Annotated in this window: 14 protein-coding genes; 8 read left to right on the top strand and 6 right to left on the bottom strand. The window is 64.4% G+C overall.

Annotation, left to right across the window (positions count from 1 at the left end):
- The first annotated feature begins 52 nt into the window (after window positions 1-52).
- From ABQM86_RS10470 to ABQM86_RS10455, 4 genes are read left to right on the top strand one after another with little or no spacing between them, the layout of a single operon-like run.
- Entirely contained in the window at window positions 53-1,204 is a 1,152-nt protein-coding gene (locus ABQM86_RS10470) for an outer membrane lipoprotein carrier protein LolA (RefSeq protein ID WP_369746572.1), read from the top strand.
- On the top strand, window positions 1,201-2,172 hold the full coding sequence (locus tag ABQM86_RS10465) for an ABC transporter ATP-binding protein (RefSeq protein WP_207597395.1): 972 nt from the start codon (window positions 1,201-1,203) through the stop codon (window positions 2,170-2,172). The genes ABQM86_RS10470 and ABQM86_RS10465 overlap by 4 nt, the downstream gene beginning before the upstream one ends.
- Entirely contained in the window at window positions 2,162-3,028 is an 867-nt protein-coding gene (locus tag ABQM86_RS10460) for an ABC transporter permease (protein WP_369746571.1), read from the top strand. Before ABQM86_RS10465 ends, ABQM86_RS10460 begins: the two co-directional genes overlap by 11 nt.
- A gap of 20 nt (window positions 3,029-3,048) precedes the next feature.
- Complete coding sequence (locus ABQM86_RS10455) at window positions 3,049-3,669, top strand: L-threonylcarbamoyladenylate synthase (RefSeq protein ID WP_207597393.1); 621 nt, start codon at window positions 3,049-3,051, stop codon at window positions 3,667-3,669.
- A 25-nt stretch (window positions 3,670-3,694) separates the two neighbouring features.
- Here the strand turns inward: ABQM86_RS10455 and ABQM86_RS10450 are convergent, their stop codons facing one another.
- The gene (locus ABQM86_RS10450) at window positions 3,695-4,552 is read right to left on the bottom strand and encodes a serine hydrolase domain-containing protein (protein WP_369746570.1); all 858 of its coding nucleotides are present in this window, start codon (window positions 4,550-4,552) and stop codon (window positions 3,695-3,697) included.
- Here ABQM86_RS10450 and ABQM86_RS10445 point away from each other — a divergent pair.
- Window positions 4,545-4,751 carry a hypothetical protein gene (locus tag ABQM86_RS10445; protein ID WP_369746569.1) on the top strand — a complete coding sequence of 69 codons (207 nt, stop codon included), beginning with the start codon at window positions 4,545-4,547 and terminating at the stop codon, window positions 4,749-4,751. The genes ABQM86_RS10450 and ABQM86_RS10445 overlap by 8 nt on opposite strands.
- Before the next feature lie 108 nt (window positions 4,752-4,859).
- Here the strand turns inward: ABQM86_RS10445 and ligD are convergent, their stop codons facing one another.
- Window positions 4,860-5,885 carry a non-homologous end-joining DNA ligase gene (gene ligD / locus ABQM86_RS10440; protein WP_207597391.1) on the bottom strand — a complete coding sequence of 342 codons (1,026 nt, stop codon included), beginning with the start codon at window positions 5,883-5,885 and terminating at the stop codon, window positions 4,860-4,862.
- A 76-nt stretch (window positions 5,886-5,961) separates the two neighbouring features.
- Between ligD and ABQM86_RS10435 the strand changes: the two genes are divergently transcribed.
- Window positions 5,962-6,627, top strand: a complete 666-nt coding sequence (locus ABQM86_RS10435) for an alpha/beta family hydrolase (RefSeq protein ID WP_369746568.1) — start codon at window positions 5,962-5,964, stop codon at window positions 6,625-6,627.
- 16 nt (window positions 6,628-6,643) lie between these two features.
- Here ABQM86_RS10435 and ABQM86_RS10430 read toward each other — a convergent pair whose 3' ends face one another.
- The 3 genes from ABQM86_RS10430 to ABQM86_RS10420 all read right to left on the bottom strand — a co-directional run bounded on the left by ABQM86_RS10430 (window position 6,644) and on the right by ABQM86_RS10420 (window position 10,292).
- Window positions 6,644-8,749 (bottom strand): elongation factor G-like protein EF-G2, encoded by a 2,106-nt coding sequence (locus ABQM86_RS10430; protein WP_207597389.1) that lies wholly within the window; start codon window positions 8,747-8,749, stop codon window positions 6,644-6,646.
- A gap of 159 nt (window positions 8,750-8,908) precedes the next feature.
- Window positions 8,909-9,643, bottom strand: coding sequence for a M50 family metallopeptidase (locus tag ABQM86_RS10425; protein WP_207597388.1), 735 nt, complete (start codon window positions 9,641-9,643; stop codon window positions 8,909-8,911).
- A 31-nt stretch (window positions 9,644-9,674) separates the two neighbouring features.
- Window positions 9,675-10,292, bottom strand: a complete 618-nt coding sequence (locus tag ABQM86_RS10420) for a TetR/AcrR family transcriptional regulator C-terminal domain-containing protein (RefSeq protein WP_207597387.1) — start codon at window positions 10,290-10,292, stop codon at window positions 9,675-9,677.
- 160 nt (window positions 10,293-10,452) lie between these two features.
- On the opposite strand from ABQM86_RS10420, the gene ABQM86_RS10415 reads away from it, so the two are divergent.
- Complete coding sequence (locus tag ABQM86_RS10415; RefSeq protein WP_207597386.1) at window positions 10,453-11,910, top strand: APC family permease; 1,458 nt, start codon at window positions 10,453-10,455, stop codon at window positions 11,908-11,910.
- Window positions 11,900-13,531, top strand: a complete 1,632-nt coding sequence (locus ABQM86_RS10410; RefSeq protein ID WP_280627893.1) for an amidohydrolase — start codon at window positions 11,900-11,902, stop codon at window positions 13,529-13,531. Before ABQM86_RS10415 ends, ABQM86_RS10410 begins: the two co-directional genes overlap by 11 nt.
- Here the strand turns inward: ABQM86_RS10410 and hrpB are convergent.
- Window positions 13,528-16,176 (bottom strand): ATP-dependent helicase HrpB, encoded by a 2,649-nt coding sequence (gene hrpB, locus ABQM86_RS10405; protein WP_369746567.1) that lies wholly within the window; start codon window positions 16,174-16,176, stop codon window positions 13,528-13,530. The two genes, ABQM86_RS10410 and hrpB, sit on opposite strands and share 4 nt — an antisense overlap.
- Window positions 16,177-16,230 lie beyond the last annotated feature (54 nt).

Here is a 16,230-nt window from a genome sequence, read left to right as displayed (position 1 = left end):
GGTAACCGGAGTAGTCTGGGTTCATGCCTTTCACGATCGGTGGTTGGTAACAATGGCGCGGTACAAGCAGCGATGGCTGCCTGTCGGCGTGATCGCCCTTGTTGTAGCGATGGCTGCCATGTTCGCCTCGGTGCAAGCGGGTGCCACCGTTTCCCTCCCGGCCAAGACCGCTGACGAAATCCTCGCGATGATTGCCCGCACAGAGGTCCGGGCGTTGTCCGGCACCGTAGAACAAACTGCTGCTTTGGGATTGCCGGAAATCCCCGTTGCGGGCCCGGGCATTGCCCCCGGGGCTGCCTCGGCGATGGAGTTGTTGACCGGCTCCCACACAGCAAGGGTTTACCTCGACGGTCCGTCCAAGGCCCGGTTGCAGATCATGGACCGCATGGCGGAGCGTGACGTGGTGATCAACGGGCGGGACGCCTGGTTCTACAACTCGGCCGACAACAGCGCCACGCGGTTAATTGCGCCGCAGCCATCTCCAGCCGAGGTCCCGTCCTTCGCGGGCCCCAGGCCGTCGCTTCCGCCCACCTCCACACCGGAACGGCCTTCACCGGACATGTCCTCACGGGATTTGCCGACGCCCGAGGCAATGGCCAGCCGTTTCCTGGCGGCAATCGACGACACCACCGAGGTGTCCGTTGGCGACTCCTCCTCGGTTGCCGGCCGAAGTGCGTACCGGATCAGCCTGCATCCCCGCAACACTGCGACCTTGGTTGAGTCGGTGGCGATCGATGTTGATGCTGACACCGGCCTGCCCCTGGGTGTCGAAGTGCGGGCCAAGGGCCAGACCGACCCCGCGTATTCACTGGGCTTCACTGAGTTGAACCTGTCCACTCCGGATTCTGCGTTGTTCGAGTTCACCCCGCCACCGGGCGCCACCGTGACGGAGAAGACACTCCCTGCCAAGCCGGTACCCACCATGGCCGCTCCCGACACACCCACACCGGAGGTCGCGCCTGAGGCTAACCGCCCACGCCCCACCGTCACTGGTGAGGGTTGGGAGTCGGTTGTAGTTTTGCCGGCAGGCTCTGCCCCGGCCGGGCTGACGTCCAACCCCCAGCTGTCCCAGGCACTGCAACCTGTCGCCGGTGGCCGTGCGTTAACGACGTCGCTGGTCAGTGTCTTGATTCTCGACGACGGCCGCGTTTACGCGGGCATGGTGCCACTGGAGCGGCTCCAGTCAGCCGCTGCCGCCCAGTGAGCGGATCCTTACCCTCCGACTTCGCCATAGAAACGCGTGGCCTGGTCAAACTCTTCGGTCACCGACCCGCCGTTGATGGAATAGACCTCGCGGTCCCCCGGGGTTCTGTCTTCGGCTTCCTTGGGCCCAACGGTTCAGGCAAAACCACCACCATCCGGGTGCTGCTGGGCTTGGCATCGGCAAGCAGTGGGGACATCCGGGTGCTCGGCCAGGAGATGCCCCAGTCTCTGGCGTCCGTCCTTCCGGACGTGGGGGCCTTGGTGGAGGGGCCGGGCTTCTATCCGTTTCTCTCCGGTACGGGCAACCTGATGCGCCTGGACACCGCCGACCGCCATGCTGCCTCGTCCACCAGACGGCAACGTGTCCACGACGCTTTGGAGCGGGTGGGGCTTGGCCACGCCGCAGGCAAGAAGGTCCGGGCATATTCGCTGGGTATGAAACAGCGCCTTGGCCTGGCCAACGCCATGCTGAGGCCACGAAAACTGCTGGTCCTCGACGAACCAACCAATGGACTGGATCCGCAGGGCACGCGTGAGGTGCGTGGCCTGGTTCGGGCCCTGGCCGCAGGCGGGACCACCGTGTTCGTTTCCAGCCACTTGCTGGCTGAGGTGGAACAGATGTGCACCCACGTGGCCGTGATGAGTGCCGGCCGTCTGGTTGCTCAAGGTCCCCTGGAAGAGCTGCGTTCCGCCGGCCAGGCCCACGTTGTGGTCCACACCCCCGACGTCGAACGTGCCGCCGGCGTCCTGGCCCGCCTGGGACTGGTTCCCGGCCAGGCTCCTGGTACCGGCAGCCCCTGGGGAACCACAGCGTTGTTGGGCACTGGGCTCAATGGACTGGAACCCGAAACGATCGTGACCGCACTGGTTGCCGAGGGTGTCCGGGTCCGCGGTTTCGCCGTGGAAAACGCGAGCCTCGAAGATCGCTTTGTGTCACTGACCGGAGAGGGGTTCGACGTTGTCGGCTGAACCTGCGGCGCCCGCTACCTCGGCCGCCGGCCGGCCCGGAGCCGGATGGGCACTGCTGGGTTCTGAGCTGTCCGTGCTGTTCCGCCGGCTCCGCACGTGGGCCATGCTGATCGCCTTGGCTGCAGTTCCCCTGCTGATTGCCGTGGCGGTGAAGTTGTCGTCCCGGCCCACGACGCCAGGGCGGGGACCGCTTTTCCTGGACCGCATCACCCAGAACGGACTCTTCGTGGCTGTGACTGCGTTAGTGGTGTGCGTTCCACTGTTCCTGCCACTGACCGTTGGCGTGGTGGCCGGAGACACCATTGCAGGAGAAGCCAACACTGGAACGTTGCGGTACCTTCTACTGGCTCCCGCAGGACGGATCCGGCTGTTGTTGGTGAAGTATGCCGGGGCCGTTGCCTTCTGTTTCGCCGCAACGGCGACTGTCGCGGCCTCCGGCGCCCTGGCCGGCGTCGTACTTTTTCCCGTGGGGCCTGTGACCCTGCTGTCCGGTGACACCATCAGCGTCGGCGAGTCGGCCATGAGATCGCTGTTGATCGCTGCCTACATCACTGTGTCGCTGCTGGGATTGTCGGCGATCGGCCTGCTCATTTCGACGTTCACGGACGTGCCGGTGGGGGCCATGGCGGCCACGATCGTCCTGTCGGTGGTCTCGCAAGTACTGGACAACCTCCCCCAACTTGAATGGCTGCACCCCTGGCTCTTCAGCCATCATTGGCTGGGTTTCGCGGATCTGCTGCGGCAGCCCATCTCCTGGACGTCGTTCGGCGACAACGCGCTTCTCCAGGCCGGGTACATGGCAGTGTGCGGCGCGCTGGCTTACGCCAAATTCTCAAACAAGGACGTCTTGTCTTAGCTTTGTCGTAGGCTCTTCCCATGGCCAGATTCTTTGACGTGCACCCGGAAGATCCACAACCACGCGCCATCGGCCAAGTGGTGAGCATGCTCCAAGGCGGCGGCTTGATCGCCTACCCCACCGACTCCTGCTACGCGCTGGGGGCCCAGATCGGCAACAGGGAAGCGCTGGACCGGATCAGGACCATCCGGCAGTTGGACGACAAACACCACTTCACCCTGGTATGCAAGGACTTTGCCCAGATGGGCCAGTTCGTGATGCTGGACAACGACATCTTCAGGAGCATCAAGGCCGTCACTCCCGGCAGCTACACCTTCATCCTCCCGGCCACGCGTGAAGTCCCCAAGCGGCTGCTCCACCCCAAGAAGAAGACCGTGGGGGTGCGCATTCCCGATCACAGGGTAGTCCAGGCGCTGTTGGCCGAACTCGGCGAGCCTTTGCTGTCCAGCACCCTGCTGCTGCCGGATGAAGAAGAACCTTTGACCCAGGGATGGGAAATCAAGGAGCTCCTGGACAACCAGGTGGATGGCGTCATCGACGCCGGCGATACTGGTTCAGAGCCCACTACCGTGATCGACTTCTCCAGCGGAGTGGCCGAGGTTGTGCGTCGCGGAATGGGCGATACTTCGCGCTTCGAATAGCCGCGCGGATGCCTGGAAGGCACGTTCAGCGGAACTGGAAACGGCAGCCTGAGTTCAAGGCCACTTGCGCAACACCCGTCATCTCCAGGGAAAGTGCGGACGGTTGCGTCATAAGGGGCTGCGGAGGATAGGCCACAAAAATGGCCAACTGTCGGTTGCCGTCGGCACTGCTGAGGGCAACGCTTCCGTAGCCTGGAACATCTCCGGCATGGCCGTAGTAGGAGCCGTTCGTACAGCGGTCGTCCCAATGGTCCAGGCCAAGGCCGTACTCGGCGAACACTGTGCCCTTCATGGCGATGAGGCTTGCCGGCGCCAACAACCGCCCCCTGAGCAAGGCGTCCTGGAAGGCGCTGATGTCCCCGATGCTGGACACCAGGCCGCCTGGTGCAACCCCTGGTGGCGCTGAGGGAAACGTCACGTCCACGGTTTCCCCGCCCTCCTGGATGTAACCGTGGACAAGGTCATCCGGCACGGTGGAGCCCGGAGCCAACAGCTGGGTTGCCCCGAGGTCCAGGGGCGTCAGGATGTCGGCCCGCAGGACGGCCTCCAACGGGGAACCACGGAGTTGCTCCACCACCCGTCCCAGCAAGGCATCGGCCTGGGCAGGCGATACGTCCGGGAGAGCTGCGGTGATTCCCAGGAGTTGGCGAGTGGTGAGGGGGCTACCCGCAGCAACGGAACCCGGCAGGTACGTGGTGACGGCGTCGTCCAGCGTCAGCAGTCCCTCATCGGCGAGCTTGAAGATGGACACTGCCAGCATGGTCCGGAGTTGCCCGCCCACAGGGAAAGTGTCGCTGGGCTGCACAGCAGTGCGCGCTTCCCGGCTCCTTACTCCCGCTGCGCTGGTCCACTCCTGCCGGCCAACTTTTGCCTTGATGAGCACCGCTGAGGCTCCTTCCTCCAGTTTCTCCCGGGAGAAGAGCTCCAAGGTGGCCCGGAGCTCCTGGAAGGCCGGCGAAACTAAGGTGGTCTCCGTGGGCAGCGCGCTTGGTGTTGGGGTGACCGCCGGCACCAAAGGAGGGGCCGTCGTCGTTGGTGCCACCGTTGCCGTCACCGGAGGCAGTGCCGGCGTAGTGGCCTGAGTCGGCAAGGGGTCCGGCGTGCGGGTGCACCCACAAAGAAGCAACCCGCACGCAAGTGCGAGGCTCGTTACCCCCTGACCTGGGCGTCGCGGCAAGCAGACTCCCGGTTTACTCCTCGGGCTTGCGGGCCCGGCTGGGTTGCACGCGCATGGGTTCACCCGGCATCTTGGGGAATTCAGGCGGGAAGGGCATCTCGCCCTGGCCGTTCTTGACGTCCCGCTCCCACCATTCGAGCAGCACATCGATATCGCCGGGGTGATCGTGCATGGATGCCCACGGGTCGCCTGTCTTCGCCAGACGGTCCGGGACTGTGGTGATGGTGTACTTCGCGGGATCTGAGCTTTCCAGCTCATCCCACGTCAGCGGGCAGGACACCTGTGCCGTGGGTACGGCGCGGGGGCTGTAAGCCCCGGCGATGGTTCGGTCCCGGTTTGCCTGGTTGAAGTCCACGAAGATCCTGGTCCCGCGTTCCTCCTTCCACCAGGCTGTAGTGACCTTGTCCGGCTGCCGTCGCTCCAACTCGCGTCCTGCGGCAATCACAGCATGGCGTACGTCGAGGAACTCATGCTTGGGGTGGATGGGCGCGTAGACATGGAGTCCCCTGTTGCCCGATGTCTTGATGAACGCCGTCAACCCGGCTTCCTCCAGCACTGACCGGAGCTCCTGCGCAGCGGGGATGGCGTCGTCGAAATCGGTGCCCGGTTGGGGATCGAGGTCGATCCTCAGTTGATCGGGGTTATCGGGATCGCCGGCACGCGAGGCCCATGGGTGAAACACCACGGTGTTCATCTGTGCTGCCCACACAGCAGCCGCAGGCTCGTCGATGACCAGCTGCGGATGGGACCGGGCACTGGGATAGGTCACCGGGACGGAACGGACGTACTCCGGCGCGCCCTTGGGCGGATTTTTCGAGAAGAACATCTCGCCCTCAATATTGCCTGAATAGCGTTGAAGGCTGACGGGCCGGCCTCCGTTGGCGGCCACAAACGCGTCTCCGACGTCGATGAGATAGTTGGCGAGGTCCAGTTTTGTCAGTCCCGCCTCGGGCCACATCACCCGGCTTGGACTGGAAATGCGGACCTCCCGGGGGCCGTCGGGACCGGGAACAGTGACAGTGGTTGCTTCGCTCGCCATGGGCACAAGCTACCCCGTAAAGGGCTTGCGCGTCAGCACCCACGGCGTTTTCGGTGCTATGGGCAATGATGGTTACATGCCCAACACTGAAACACCTGTCACCGTCACGGTTGGTGAATCCAACATTTCCGCCCTCCATATCAGGCCGGAGAGCCCGTTTGCCACGTTGGTGGTGGCGCACGGCGCCGGAGCTGGAATGGAACATCCGTTCCTGCAGGGTTTCGCCGCGGCGATGGCGGGCGAAGGAGTGGCTACCTTCCGCTTCAATTTTCCCTATCGCGAGGCAGGCCGGCGATTCCCCGACCGCCCTCCCCTGGCCATCGCCACGTGGCGCGCCGTCATGGACAAGGCCGCTGAATTAAGCGATGGTGAGCCCCTCTGGGCGGCGGGCAAGTCCTTCGGCGGTCGGATGGCGTCCATGGCAGTGGCCGACGGCATGCCTGCCAGCGGATTGGTGTACCTCGGCTACCCCCTGCATGCGCCCGGCAAGCCGGAGAAACTGCGCGACGAACACCTCTACGGAGTTACGACGCCCATGCTCTTCCTCCAAGGCACGCGGGATACGTTCGCAACACCGGAACTGTTGAAGGCCGTGGTGGGCAAGATAGGCCCGACGGCGACGCTCCAGTGGAGCGAAGGCGGTGACCATTCGTTCGCGGTCAAGGGTGTCAAACGCGGGGCGGCCGAGACCGGGGCGTCGCTGGCGCCCGTGGTGGCTGCGTTCCTGCGGGCCAACTCCTAAGCCTGTCCCCTGGGCACTACTTTGGCAGGGGCTCGTGGCGGAGGTAGGACCGGCGGAAACGACCGGTTCCGGCGGTGAGGGCACGCAGTTCAATGGCGTAGCGCACAAGTTCCTGGTCCGGCACTTCGGCAGTGATGTCCGTTCCCTCGGCGTCGGTCGCGGTAGTGCCGGTAACCCGGCCCCGCCGGCCCGAAAGATCACTCATCACGGCACCTACGTACTCGTCAGGGACACTGATAACCACCGATGAGACAGGTTCCAACAACTGGATTTTGGTGGCTGCCGCAGCTTCACGAAGGGCCAGCGCCCCGGCTGCCTGGAAGGCCGCATCCGATGAGTCCACGCTATGGGTTTTTCCGCCCACCAACGTCACTTTGATGTCCACCACCGGGAATCCTGCGGATACGCCCTTGAGCATTTGGGAACGGACGCCCTTTTCCACGCTGGTAACGAACGTTGCAGGGATCGCCCCGCCCACGATCCTGTCAGTGAAGGCGAAACCTTCACCTCTGGCGAGGGGCTCTACCTCGATGTCACAGATGGCAAACTGCCCATGGCCCCCGGATTGCTTGACGTGCCGTCCGTGTCCCACAGCTTTGCCGGCGAAAGTCTCCCTGAGCGGAGTAATAACGTCCACGGTCTGCAGTTTGACGCCCTGGCCGCGCAACCTGTCCAGGACTACCTCGGCGTGGGCTTCTCCCATGCACCAGAGGATGAGCTGGTGGGTGTCCTGGTTGCGTTCCAATCTAAGCGTCGGGTCTGCGGCCGCGACCTTCCCGATGCTTTTTGCCAGCGCGTCTTCATCACTCCGTGAAGCACCTTCGATGGCGATGGGCATCAGTGGCTCGGGCATGTTCCACGTTTCGATCAGCAGCGGCGCTTCCCTGTCGGACACGGTATCGCCGGTCTCGGCGCTGGCGAGCTTGCTGATGGCGCAAATGTCCCCGGCAATACACTGTGGAACGGCTTTCAAACTGGAGCCCACCGGCGAATAAAGGTGGGTGACGCGTTCATCGGCGTCGTGGTCCTCATGGCCCCTGTCCGCCAGTCCCCTGCCGCCCACATGGATGGCGGAATCCTCCCGCAACGTCCCGGAAAAGACACGGACCAGGCACACGCGGCCAAGGAATGGATCCACGGTGGTCCGCACCACTTCTGCGGCCAGACGCCCCGCAGGATCACATTCCAACGGTTTCATGGGCGAACCGTCCAGTTTCATCACCGCGGGGGTGATGCGTTCCACTGGCGATGGCAAGGCATCGGTCAACAAGGCCATGAGCTCGGGAAGGCCCACCCCGGTTTCCGCCGACGTCGGAATGACCGGAAAGAAGCTCCCCCTGGCCACAGCGGTTTCCAGGTCCTTGATGAGGTCTGCCAGTGGTAATTCCTCGCCACCGAGGTACCGGTCCATGAGTGTTTCGTCTTCGCTCTCGGCAATGATCCCTTCGATCAAGTTGCCCCGCGCCTCCTCACCATCCGGCATCGATGACGGATCCCCATCAGCCGGCCCATTGAGGATGCTGACCAGGCCGGTATTGCCCACCGCCGGAACGTACAAGGGGAGCACCGACTCACCAAAAGCTTCCTGGCATCGCACGACGGCGGCACTGAAGTCGCCGCGCGGATGGTCCAGTTTGCTGAGCACCACCGCCCGGGGCATGCGGACTTTCTCGCACTCGCCCCACAGCGCAATGGTGGCAGCGTCAATGCCGTCGGCAGACGAGACAACAAAAAGGGCCGCGTCGGCGGCCCTTAGACCAGCGCGCAATTCGCCGGTGAAGTCGGTGTAGCCCGGGGTGTCGATCAGGTTGACCTTGATATCACCCACCAGAATTGGCGCGACAGACATGGTCACCGAGCGTTGCTGATGGACTGCGGAAGGATCGGAATCGCTGACAGTGGTGCCTTCGCTGATGGATCCCATCCTGGTGATGGCTCCGGTGGCAGCGAGCAGCGCTTCCACGAGCATCGACTTGCCGGCTCCAGAATGCCCCACGAGTGCAACATTCCGGATTCGGGAGGGGTCCCTTGGTGCCAAGGCCGGGCCGTTGTCACTCCGTCGGGCTTCAGTCATGCCGGGCCCGGCTCCCCTTGGCGTTTCGCGCGTGCCCTTCGCGGACATGGGCACCTCCTGGTGTTGGATCCCGGCACGGAGTCCGAACACATCCTGTTCGAACGTTAAACAGGATTGGACACCCTGAGGTGACCACAGGGCAAGGGCTGGCAGCCAGCAAAACCGGCCAACCGCCGTCGGGTCCTTGGTGGCGGTAAGAACTACGAACTACAGGGCGAGCATCCCCCACAGCAACCAGGCAGATGCTGCTGCGCATCCGAGGATCACCACAGTAAACCCCGTCAACCACACGAAGGCCGGCAGGCCTGTGGTGCGGCCCAGGATGAAGGCGTCGGAGGCCCCAATCCGGTCCCGGCGGCTGGTGTGCACACTGGCCAGTTTGAAGAGGTCGCGGACACCGCCCACTGACAGGGCGACGCCAAGGGCAAGGACCACATAGTTCATTGTTGCCGGGGCAGCGAACAGGATCAGCAGCTGGGCTACCGCAGCGCTCACGACGGCCACGAGAATCCCGGTGAGGTTCCGAAGGAAAATGAGCGACACCAGCAGGATCAAGGCCCCGACGGACATCGCCGCGCCGGAACGGCCTGCCGCAAACGCGGCGATCAGCCCGAGGCCAACCACTGCTGGTGCGGGGTATCCCCAAAACCCGGACCAGGCCGCACCAAAAGCACTCCGGCCACTGCTGACAAGGCGTCCCGAATGGTCGAGCCCGATACGGAGCCCGTGCACAAAACGTCCTGTCATCAGTGCCGCATAGGCGTGGCCGAGCTCGTGGACGAACGTGACGTACAGGCCGAACCAGCGCCAGGTCACACGCGGAATGCTGAGGACAACGGCACACGCAAGGATGCCCAGCAAGGCCGGTAGTGGCACCGCAGTGGTGTGCGTTTCGGTGAAACCGCGGACCACCGCGTCCCACCACGTTTGAAAGAGGGTCATTGCGCCTTCCGGATGCCCTCCACCGACGGCCTCACAGCCGTGTCGACTGAAGGCGGGAATGCAGCCCGGCGATGAGGATCTCAAGGCCAAAGTCGAAAGCTGCCTCGCCACGCTCCACAGCAGGTCCAGCCTGTGCCAGGGCATTGGTCAGGGCCGGGTACCCGTGCGCAGGTGGAGCCCAGACGACGTCCGGCGCTGCCAGGTCCAAGGCGAAACCCAGGGCGAAGCTGTCAATGGTGGAAATCGCTGACATCACGTCCCGGCCCCGGAACCCGGCGGCTCCAAGGGCAACCGCAAGGTTCTCGTAGAGGGCCATCACTTTATCGTCTTGAACTGTTTGGAGCACCAGCAGCGGTGCGAGTTTCGGATGACGGGCGAAGGCATCGCGATAACTCCGGACAATGGCGCGAAGGGACGCCTCCCAGTCCTGCTCGTCCTCCAGGACATAAGGACTCTCACCGATGATCCTGCCACGCATCAGCTCAAGGATTTCCTCCCGTCCGCTCACATGGTTGTAGATGGAGGACTGGCTGACGCCGATCCGCTTGGCCAGTTTGGGCAGGCTGAAGTCCCCGGCTTCGTCCACCAACTCCAGGGCTGCGGTGACGAGGGCATCGATGGATATCAGTGGGACCAGCGGGCGTGCCATACGGGTGTCTCCATTCAAGGTTGTTGTTACGACTCTAGCCAGAACTTTGCACCGAGGTATTGTGCTCTGGATCACCAGGCCCTACGCTAAACGAAAGCCTTTCGCTTAATGACTTTCACTCCTTGAACATTCCTTCCCCCCAATACCCCTGAGGATCCCCATGTCTGACCTCGAAACCCGACCTCCAGCAGCAAATGCCGGAAATGGGCTCAAACGGAATGCCATCGGCACCGGCGGCATCGCCTTCCTGGTGATCTCCGCAGCAGCCCCCCTGACAGTGATGGCCGGCGTAGCCCCTGTGGCTATCGGCATCGGGGGCATTGGCGCCCCCATGGGATACGTCATTGCCGGGGCAGTCCTGCTGGTTTTCGCCATTTCCTTCATGGCCATGACCAAACACGTCAAAGCTGCCGGCGGTTTCTATACGTACATCAGCCTTGCCATGGGCAGGACAGTCGGGCTGGCCGCGGCCATCCTGGCGATTGTGTCCTACAACTGCCTGCAGATCGGCGTCTACGGTTTGTTCGCCGTCCAAACCCAGGCCATGCTCCGCTCGCTCGTTGGCCTGGACGTGCCATGGCCCGTTGTGGCGTTGGTTGCCATCGCTGCCGTCTGGCTACTTGGATTCCGCGGCATTGACGTCGGCGCCAAGGTCCTCGGAGTCCTGCTCATCGCCGAAACCGCCATCCTGGGGATCATGGGCGCAGCGATCCTTGCCCGCGGCGGAGCTGCCGGCATCAGTTTCGCCTCCTTCTCCCCCGAGCACGCTTTCACGCCGGGTGTCCTGGCGATTCTGGCTATTTGCTTCGCGGCATTCATGGGCTTCGAATCCACCGTGCTGTATAGGCGCGAGGCCCGCAACCCGGACAAGTCCGTCCCGCGTGCAACGTACATCGCCGTTGGATTCATGTCCGTGTTTTATGCCTTCATTGTCTGGACAGTCATTCAGGCCTTCGGCGACGGGAACGTGGTCACCGCAGCCGGTGAACTGGCCGACGGAATGTTCTTCGCCACCATCAACCAGTACGTGGGGCCGTGGGCCGAGGTGGTGATGTACGTCCTGATCGTGACCAGCGTCTATGCATCACAACTGGCTTTCCACAACGCCATCAACCGCTACGTCTACATGCTCGCTGAAGACGGTGTGCTCCCGGCGTTCCTGGGCAGGACCCACCCCAGGTACAAGTCCCCGCACCGTGCCGGCCAGATCCAGACCATCCTGGCCGCCGTCGTCATCATCATTTGTGCGATCGCCGGCGCCGACCCATACAAGCAGCTCCTGATCTGGGTGAACACTCCGGGGATCGTCGGAATCGTTGCCTTGCAGGGCCTGGTGTCCGTGGCCGCCTTCATCTATCTGCGCCGCCATCCGGCGGCCGTGACCAACCGTTTCCTCATTCCAGTGAGCGTGGCCTCGGCCATCCTGTTGTTCGGGGTGGTGGCGTTGATCGCCATCAACATCGAACTCCTCACGTTTGCCGATCCCCTCACCAACACCGCGCTCCTCCTGGTCGCACCAGTTGTTTTCCTGGCAGGCCTGCTGATTGCACGACGCCTGCGCACCACCCGCCCTGACGTCTTTGCCCGGATTGGAAGCTTCGAAAAACATGACTCCTGACCTCATCGTCCTTGCCGACACCATCCACACCATGGACGGCCACCGCGGCGATTCCCACCAGGCCGTAGCCGTGCGCGACGGAGTGATTACCGCCATCGGAAGCCGGGTTGAAGCGCAGGACTGGGCGCACGCGGGCACCCGCGTGGTTGACCTTGGCAACGCGACGCTGACTCCGGGCCTGGTGGACTGCCACATCCATCCGGTGTTCGGGCTGGACCTGACCATCGGTGTTGACCTGTCCAGTGCTGCCACTGTGGAGGAAGTCCGCGCCCTGCTCCAGCCGGAATCAGAGAACGACGGCGGCTGGTTGCGTGGCTGGGGACTGAACCCCAACGCCTTTGGCGCAGTTCCGTTGCACCGGAGCGTTCTGGATGCTGTCAGCGGTGACAAGCCCGCGCTGATCCGGTTGTTCGACGGTCATTCAGCCCTCGCCAACAGCCGGGCGCTGGACCTGGCGGGCATCCGAGGCAGGCATGAATTCGAGCAGGCTTCCGAGGTGGTGTGCGATGCCGACGGCGTTCCGACCGGCCTCCTCCTTGAAGCAGCCGCCATGGAGCTTGTCCAACGGCACATCCCCCAGGAAACGTTCGACGAACGGAAAGCCAGGCTCGCTGCCTTGCTGGAGGACTTTGCCCGAGCAGGATTGACCGGCGGCCACATCATGGACCACAGCGACGAATCCGCCCGCCTTTTCCGGGCTTTGGAGATCGACGGCGGGCTGCCGCTGCGCCTGCGGAGCGCCCCGTGGTGCATGCCCGGCACCGATGAATCCGATTGGAAGGAACTGGCCCGCACCGTGGGGACCGGTGGGCGACGATGGTCTGTTGAGGCCATCAAACTGTTCGTCGACGGAACCGTGGACAACGGAACCGCCTGGCTTTACGAACCCGACGCTTACGGCCAATCCACTGCGCCGTTCTGGCCACGGCCGGAGGAATACTCGGCCGCGGTCCGATACTTCGCCTCCCGGGGCATCCCGACGGCGACGCATGCGATCGGTGATGCGGGCGTGGAACACGTGTTGAATGCGCTGGAGTCATTGCCCGGCGCGGTGCCGGCTGATGTCCTGCGCCGGACCGTCCACCGCATTGAACACATCGAGACAGTTCCGGACGGGCTCGTGGAGCGCTTCAGGAGTGCGGGTGTAGTGGCCAGTATGCAACCAACGCACTGCACCCATTATTCAGCGGCGGACCACAGCGACAACTGGTCCACCCGGTTGGGCGCCGAGAGAGCGGACCGGGCCTGGCGCTGCAGGGACCTCCGCGAGGCGGGAGTGACACTGGGCATCGGCTCGGACTGGCCGATCGCACCGTTTGAGCCCCTTCCCATCATCGCGGATGCGCAACTGCGCCGGCGATCCGGACATCCCGAGCAAGAGCCCATCGCGCCGGCGCAAGGTCTCACCGCATACCAGGCACTGGAGGGCTACACCTCGCATGCTGCAAAAGCGGCAGGCCTCTGGGATGCCTCCGGTTCCATCTCGGTGGGCAAACGGGCAGACTTCACGGCTTTCGAACTCGACCCCCTGACCACCGACCCCGACGAGTTGGCTGCCAGTGCGGTCCTGGGAACATTCGTCGACGGTGAGATCCAGTTCATGCTGGAGCGCCTCGCCTAGCTGGAGTGGCCGGACTGCATCCTGCTCTTGGTCCTGGCGGTGGCCGGCGCAGTCCACGGGTCTTCGGGCCAGGGATGCTTGGGGTAGCGCCCACGCATCTCGGCCCGGACCTGGGAATAGGGACCGGACCAGAAGGAAGCGAGATCGTCAGTGACGGCCAATGGCCTGCCTGCCGGAGACAGCAAGTGGAACAGCACAGGGACCCTGCCGTCGACGAGCAGTGGCGTGCGGTCCCAGCCGAAGCATTCCTGGAGTTTGACCGCCACCACCGGCCTGCCGCCGTCGTGCTCTTCCGGGCCTTTCTCCGACACCTCCGGATAATCGATCCTGACCCGCGAACCGCTGGGAACGTGCAGACGCTCGGGAGCAAGGCTGTCCAGGCGGGATGCTTCCGGCCATGGCAGCAGCCGACGCAAGGGCTCCGCAAGGTTGATCGACTTAACAGGCGTCCCGGTAGCCATCTGTTCCAGCTCCGGGGTCAACCAGTCCTCGAGTCGGGCCAGCAGTCTGGCTTCACGGACGTCGGGCCATGGCGCACCGAGCTCGTGGTGCAGCAACGCGAGCCGCCTCCGCAGGGTGTCGGCTGCTGTTGACCACCCGATCATGGACAACCCGGTTTTTGCCAAGGCCTCACCCACCGCATGGCGTCCGGCTTCTGCGCTGGGGCGCACAGGCGTGGAGGACAAGACGATCGCTCCCAACCGACGTTCCAGGCGGGCGGTCACCTTCCCGTGGTCAAACTTCGCCTGCACGTTGGTGACCATGAGATCGGGGGCAGCAGCGTGGGCAAGTTCCGCGGACAACGGCGCCGCTGAGCGGATCAGCGCGCCCGTTCCCGCAGCGTCGCGGCCCTGTGCCCGCGACACTTCGGACACTGCCAGCCACTCATGCCCGGACAACGGACTTCCGGCAGGAAGCCCGGCCCTTGTCCCGGAGGACAACAGGTATGTGGATCCACCTCCGGGAACGCGACGCCCCACACGGTCCGGGAAAGCCAACGCCACCACGAAGCCGGGCGTTTCCCTGGCGGAAACGTCCGCTGGGAGTCGTGAAGGCACGACGCCGGACGCCTCCTGCCGGGCCATCGACTCCATCCGCTTGGCCTCCTCCGCGAAACGTCGCGCGGCGGGATCGGAACCGGACCTCAGCGACGTCAGCAAGGCGGTGAGGTCCGCACCGGGTGCGCGCTGGTCACCAGCCACGAGTGCTACGGTTTCCGCCGCTGCCCGCGTGCCGACCACTGCGGCTCCATCCAGCAAGGCCCGGGCCAGGCGGGGATCGGCCGGAATGCGTGCCAGTGACTTGCCCAGCGCGGTGACGGATCCGTCCCCGGCCACTGCACCCAGTTCCCGGAGGACTTCCACAGCCTCGTCCATGGCTCCTGAAGGTGGAGCGTCAGGCAGCTGCAAGCCCAGGCCTCCCGGAGCGCCCCAGCAGGCGAGGACCAGTGCGGCTCCCGTGAGGTCGGCTACCGAAATCTCGGGTGTTTGGTGGGCCGGGGCCGCTGCGAAAGACTGGTGGTCGTAACAACGGACCACCGCGCCTGGCCCTTGCCGTGCCGCGCGTCCGGCACGCTGGTCGGCCGAAGCCCGTGAGCAGGAGACGGTCACCAAGCCCGACATGCCACGCCCCGAGTCCCTCCGCGGTTCCCTGGCCAAACCCGAATCAATAACGAGCCGCACGCCGGGAACGGTGAGGGATGACTCAGCCAGCGAGGTCGACACAATGATCCGCGGCGGGCCGCCGGGCTCACGCCCGGACACAGCCCGATCCTGGGCGTCGGGACCGATCTGGCCGTGCAACTCAAGTACCTCCACGTTCCGGGGAACCTGGGCGCGAAGGCGATGTGCGACGTCGGACACTTCACGGGCGCCCGGCAGGAAGACCAGAGCATCAACTTCAGGGTTGGCGGCCAAAGCCAGTCCGTGGGCGGCCGCGGCGGTACGGGCCACGTGATCCAGGAACGTGCGGGCCACTCCCCGTTCGTTGAGGCGGTGCTCACCGGAGGGGGCCCACTGAACCTCCAGCGGGTACAGCGCAGAAGGGCAGTCAACCACGGGAGCCGGGCCGCCGTCGTCGTGAGCTGTCCCGCTTTGCTTCAGGAGGGCTGCAAAACGCGGGGCGTCGAGGGTTGCCGACATTGCAATCAACGTCAGGTCGCCACGGAGCTCACGGACCTCGGCAAGCATGCCAATCAACAGATCGGTATCAAGCGCGCGTTCGTGCACCTCATCCAGGACCACGGCGTGAACGTCCTCCAGTCCGGGATCGCTGAGGAGACGGCGGAGGAGAATGCCGGGCGTGACGAATTCCACCACCGTATCCTTGCCGGCCTTGCTCTCCCCGCGCACGGTGTAACCCACTTTGCCGCCCAAGCGGCTGCCGTCCAATGCCGCCAGCCGGCGTGCAGCCGAACGCGCAGCAACACGCCGTGGTTGGGTGACGACGATACGTGGCTGGCCGGATTGCCGTTCGGCCAGCAGGTTGGCCAGCAGCGGAGGCACGAGCGTGGTCTTGCCCGTGCCGGGCGGCGCCTGTACGACTGCCACGCCGCCATCGCCCTGGCGTTCCAGCGCCGCGGTCAGGTCCGCGAGGGATTGAGCAAAGACCAGCCCCCTACCGATGGTGTCCAGTCTGAAAGTCACCAGACCATTGTCCCTGTTCGGTGGTACGGAAAGGCCACGCCGGTGTGAACCCGG

The organism is Paenarthrobacter sp. AMU7 (assembly GCF_041200195.1).
Taxonomy (GTDB): Bacteria; Actinomycetota; Actinomycetes; order Actinomycetales; family Micrococcaceae; genus Arthrobacter.
The sequence above is the reverse complement of the archived record's forward strand: the minus strand, read 5'-3'. Positions and strand labels throughout refer to the sequence as shown.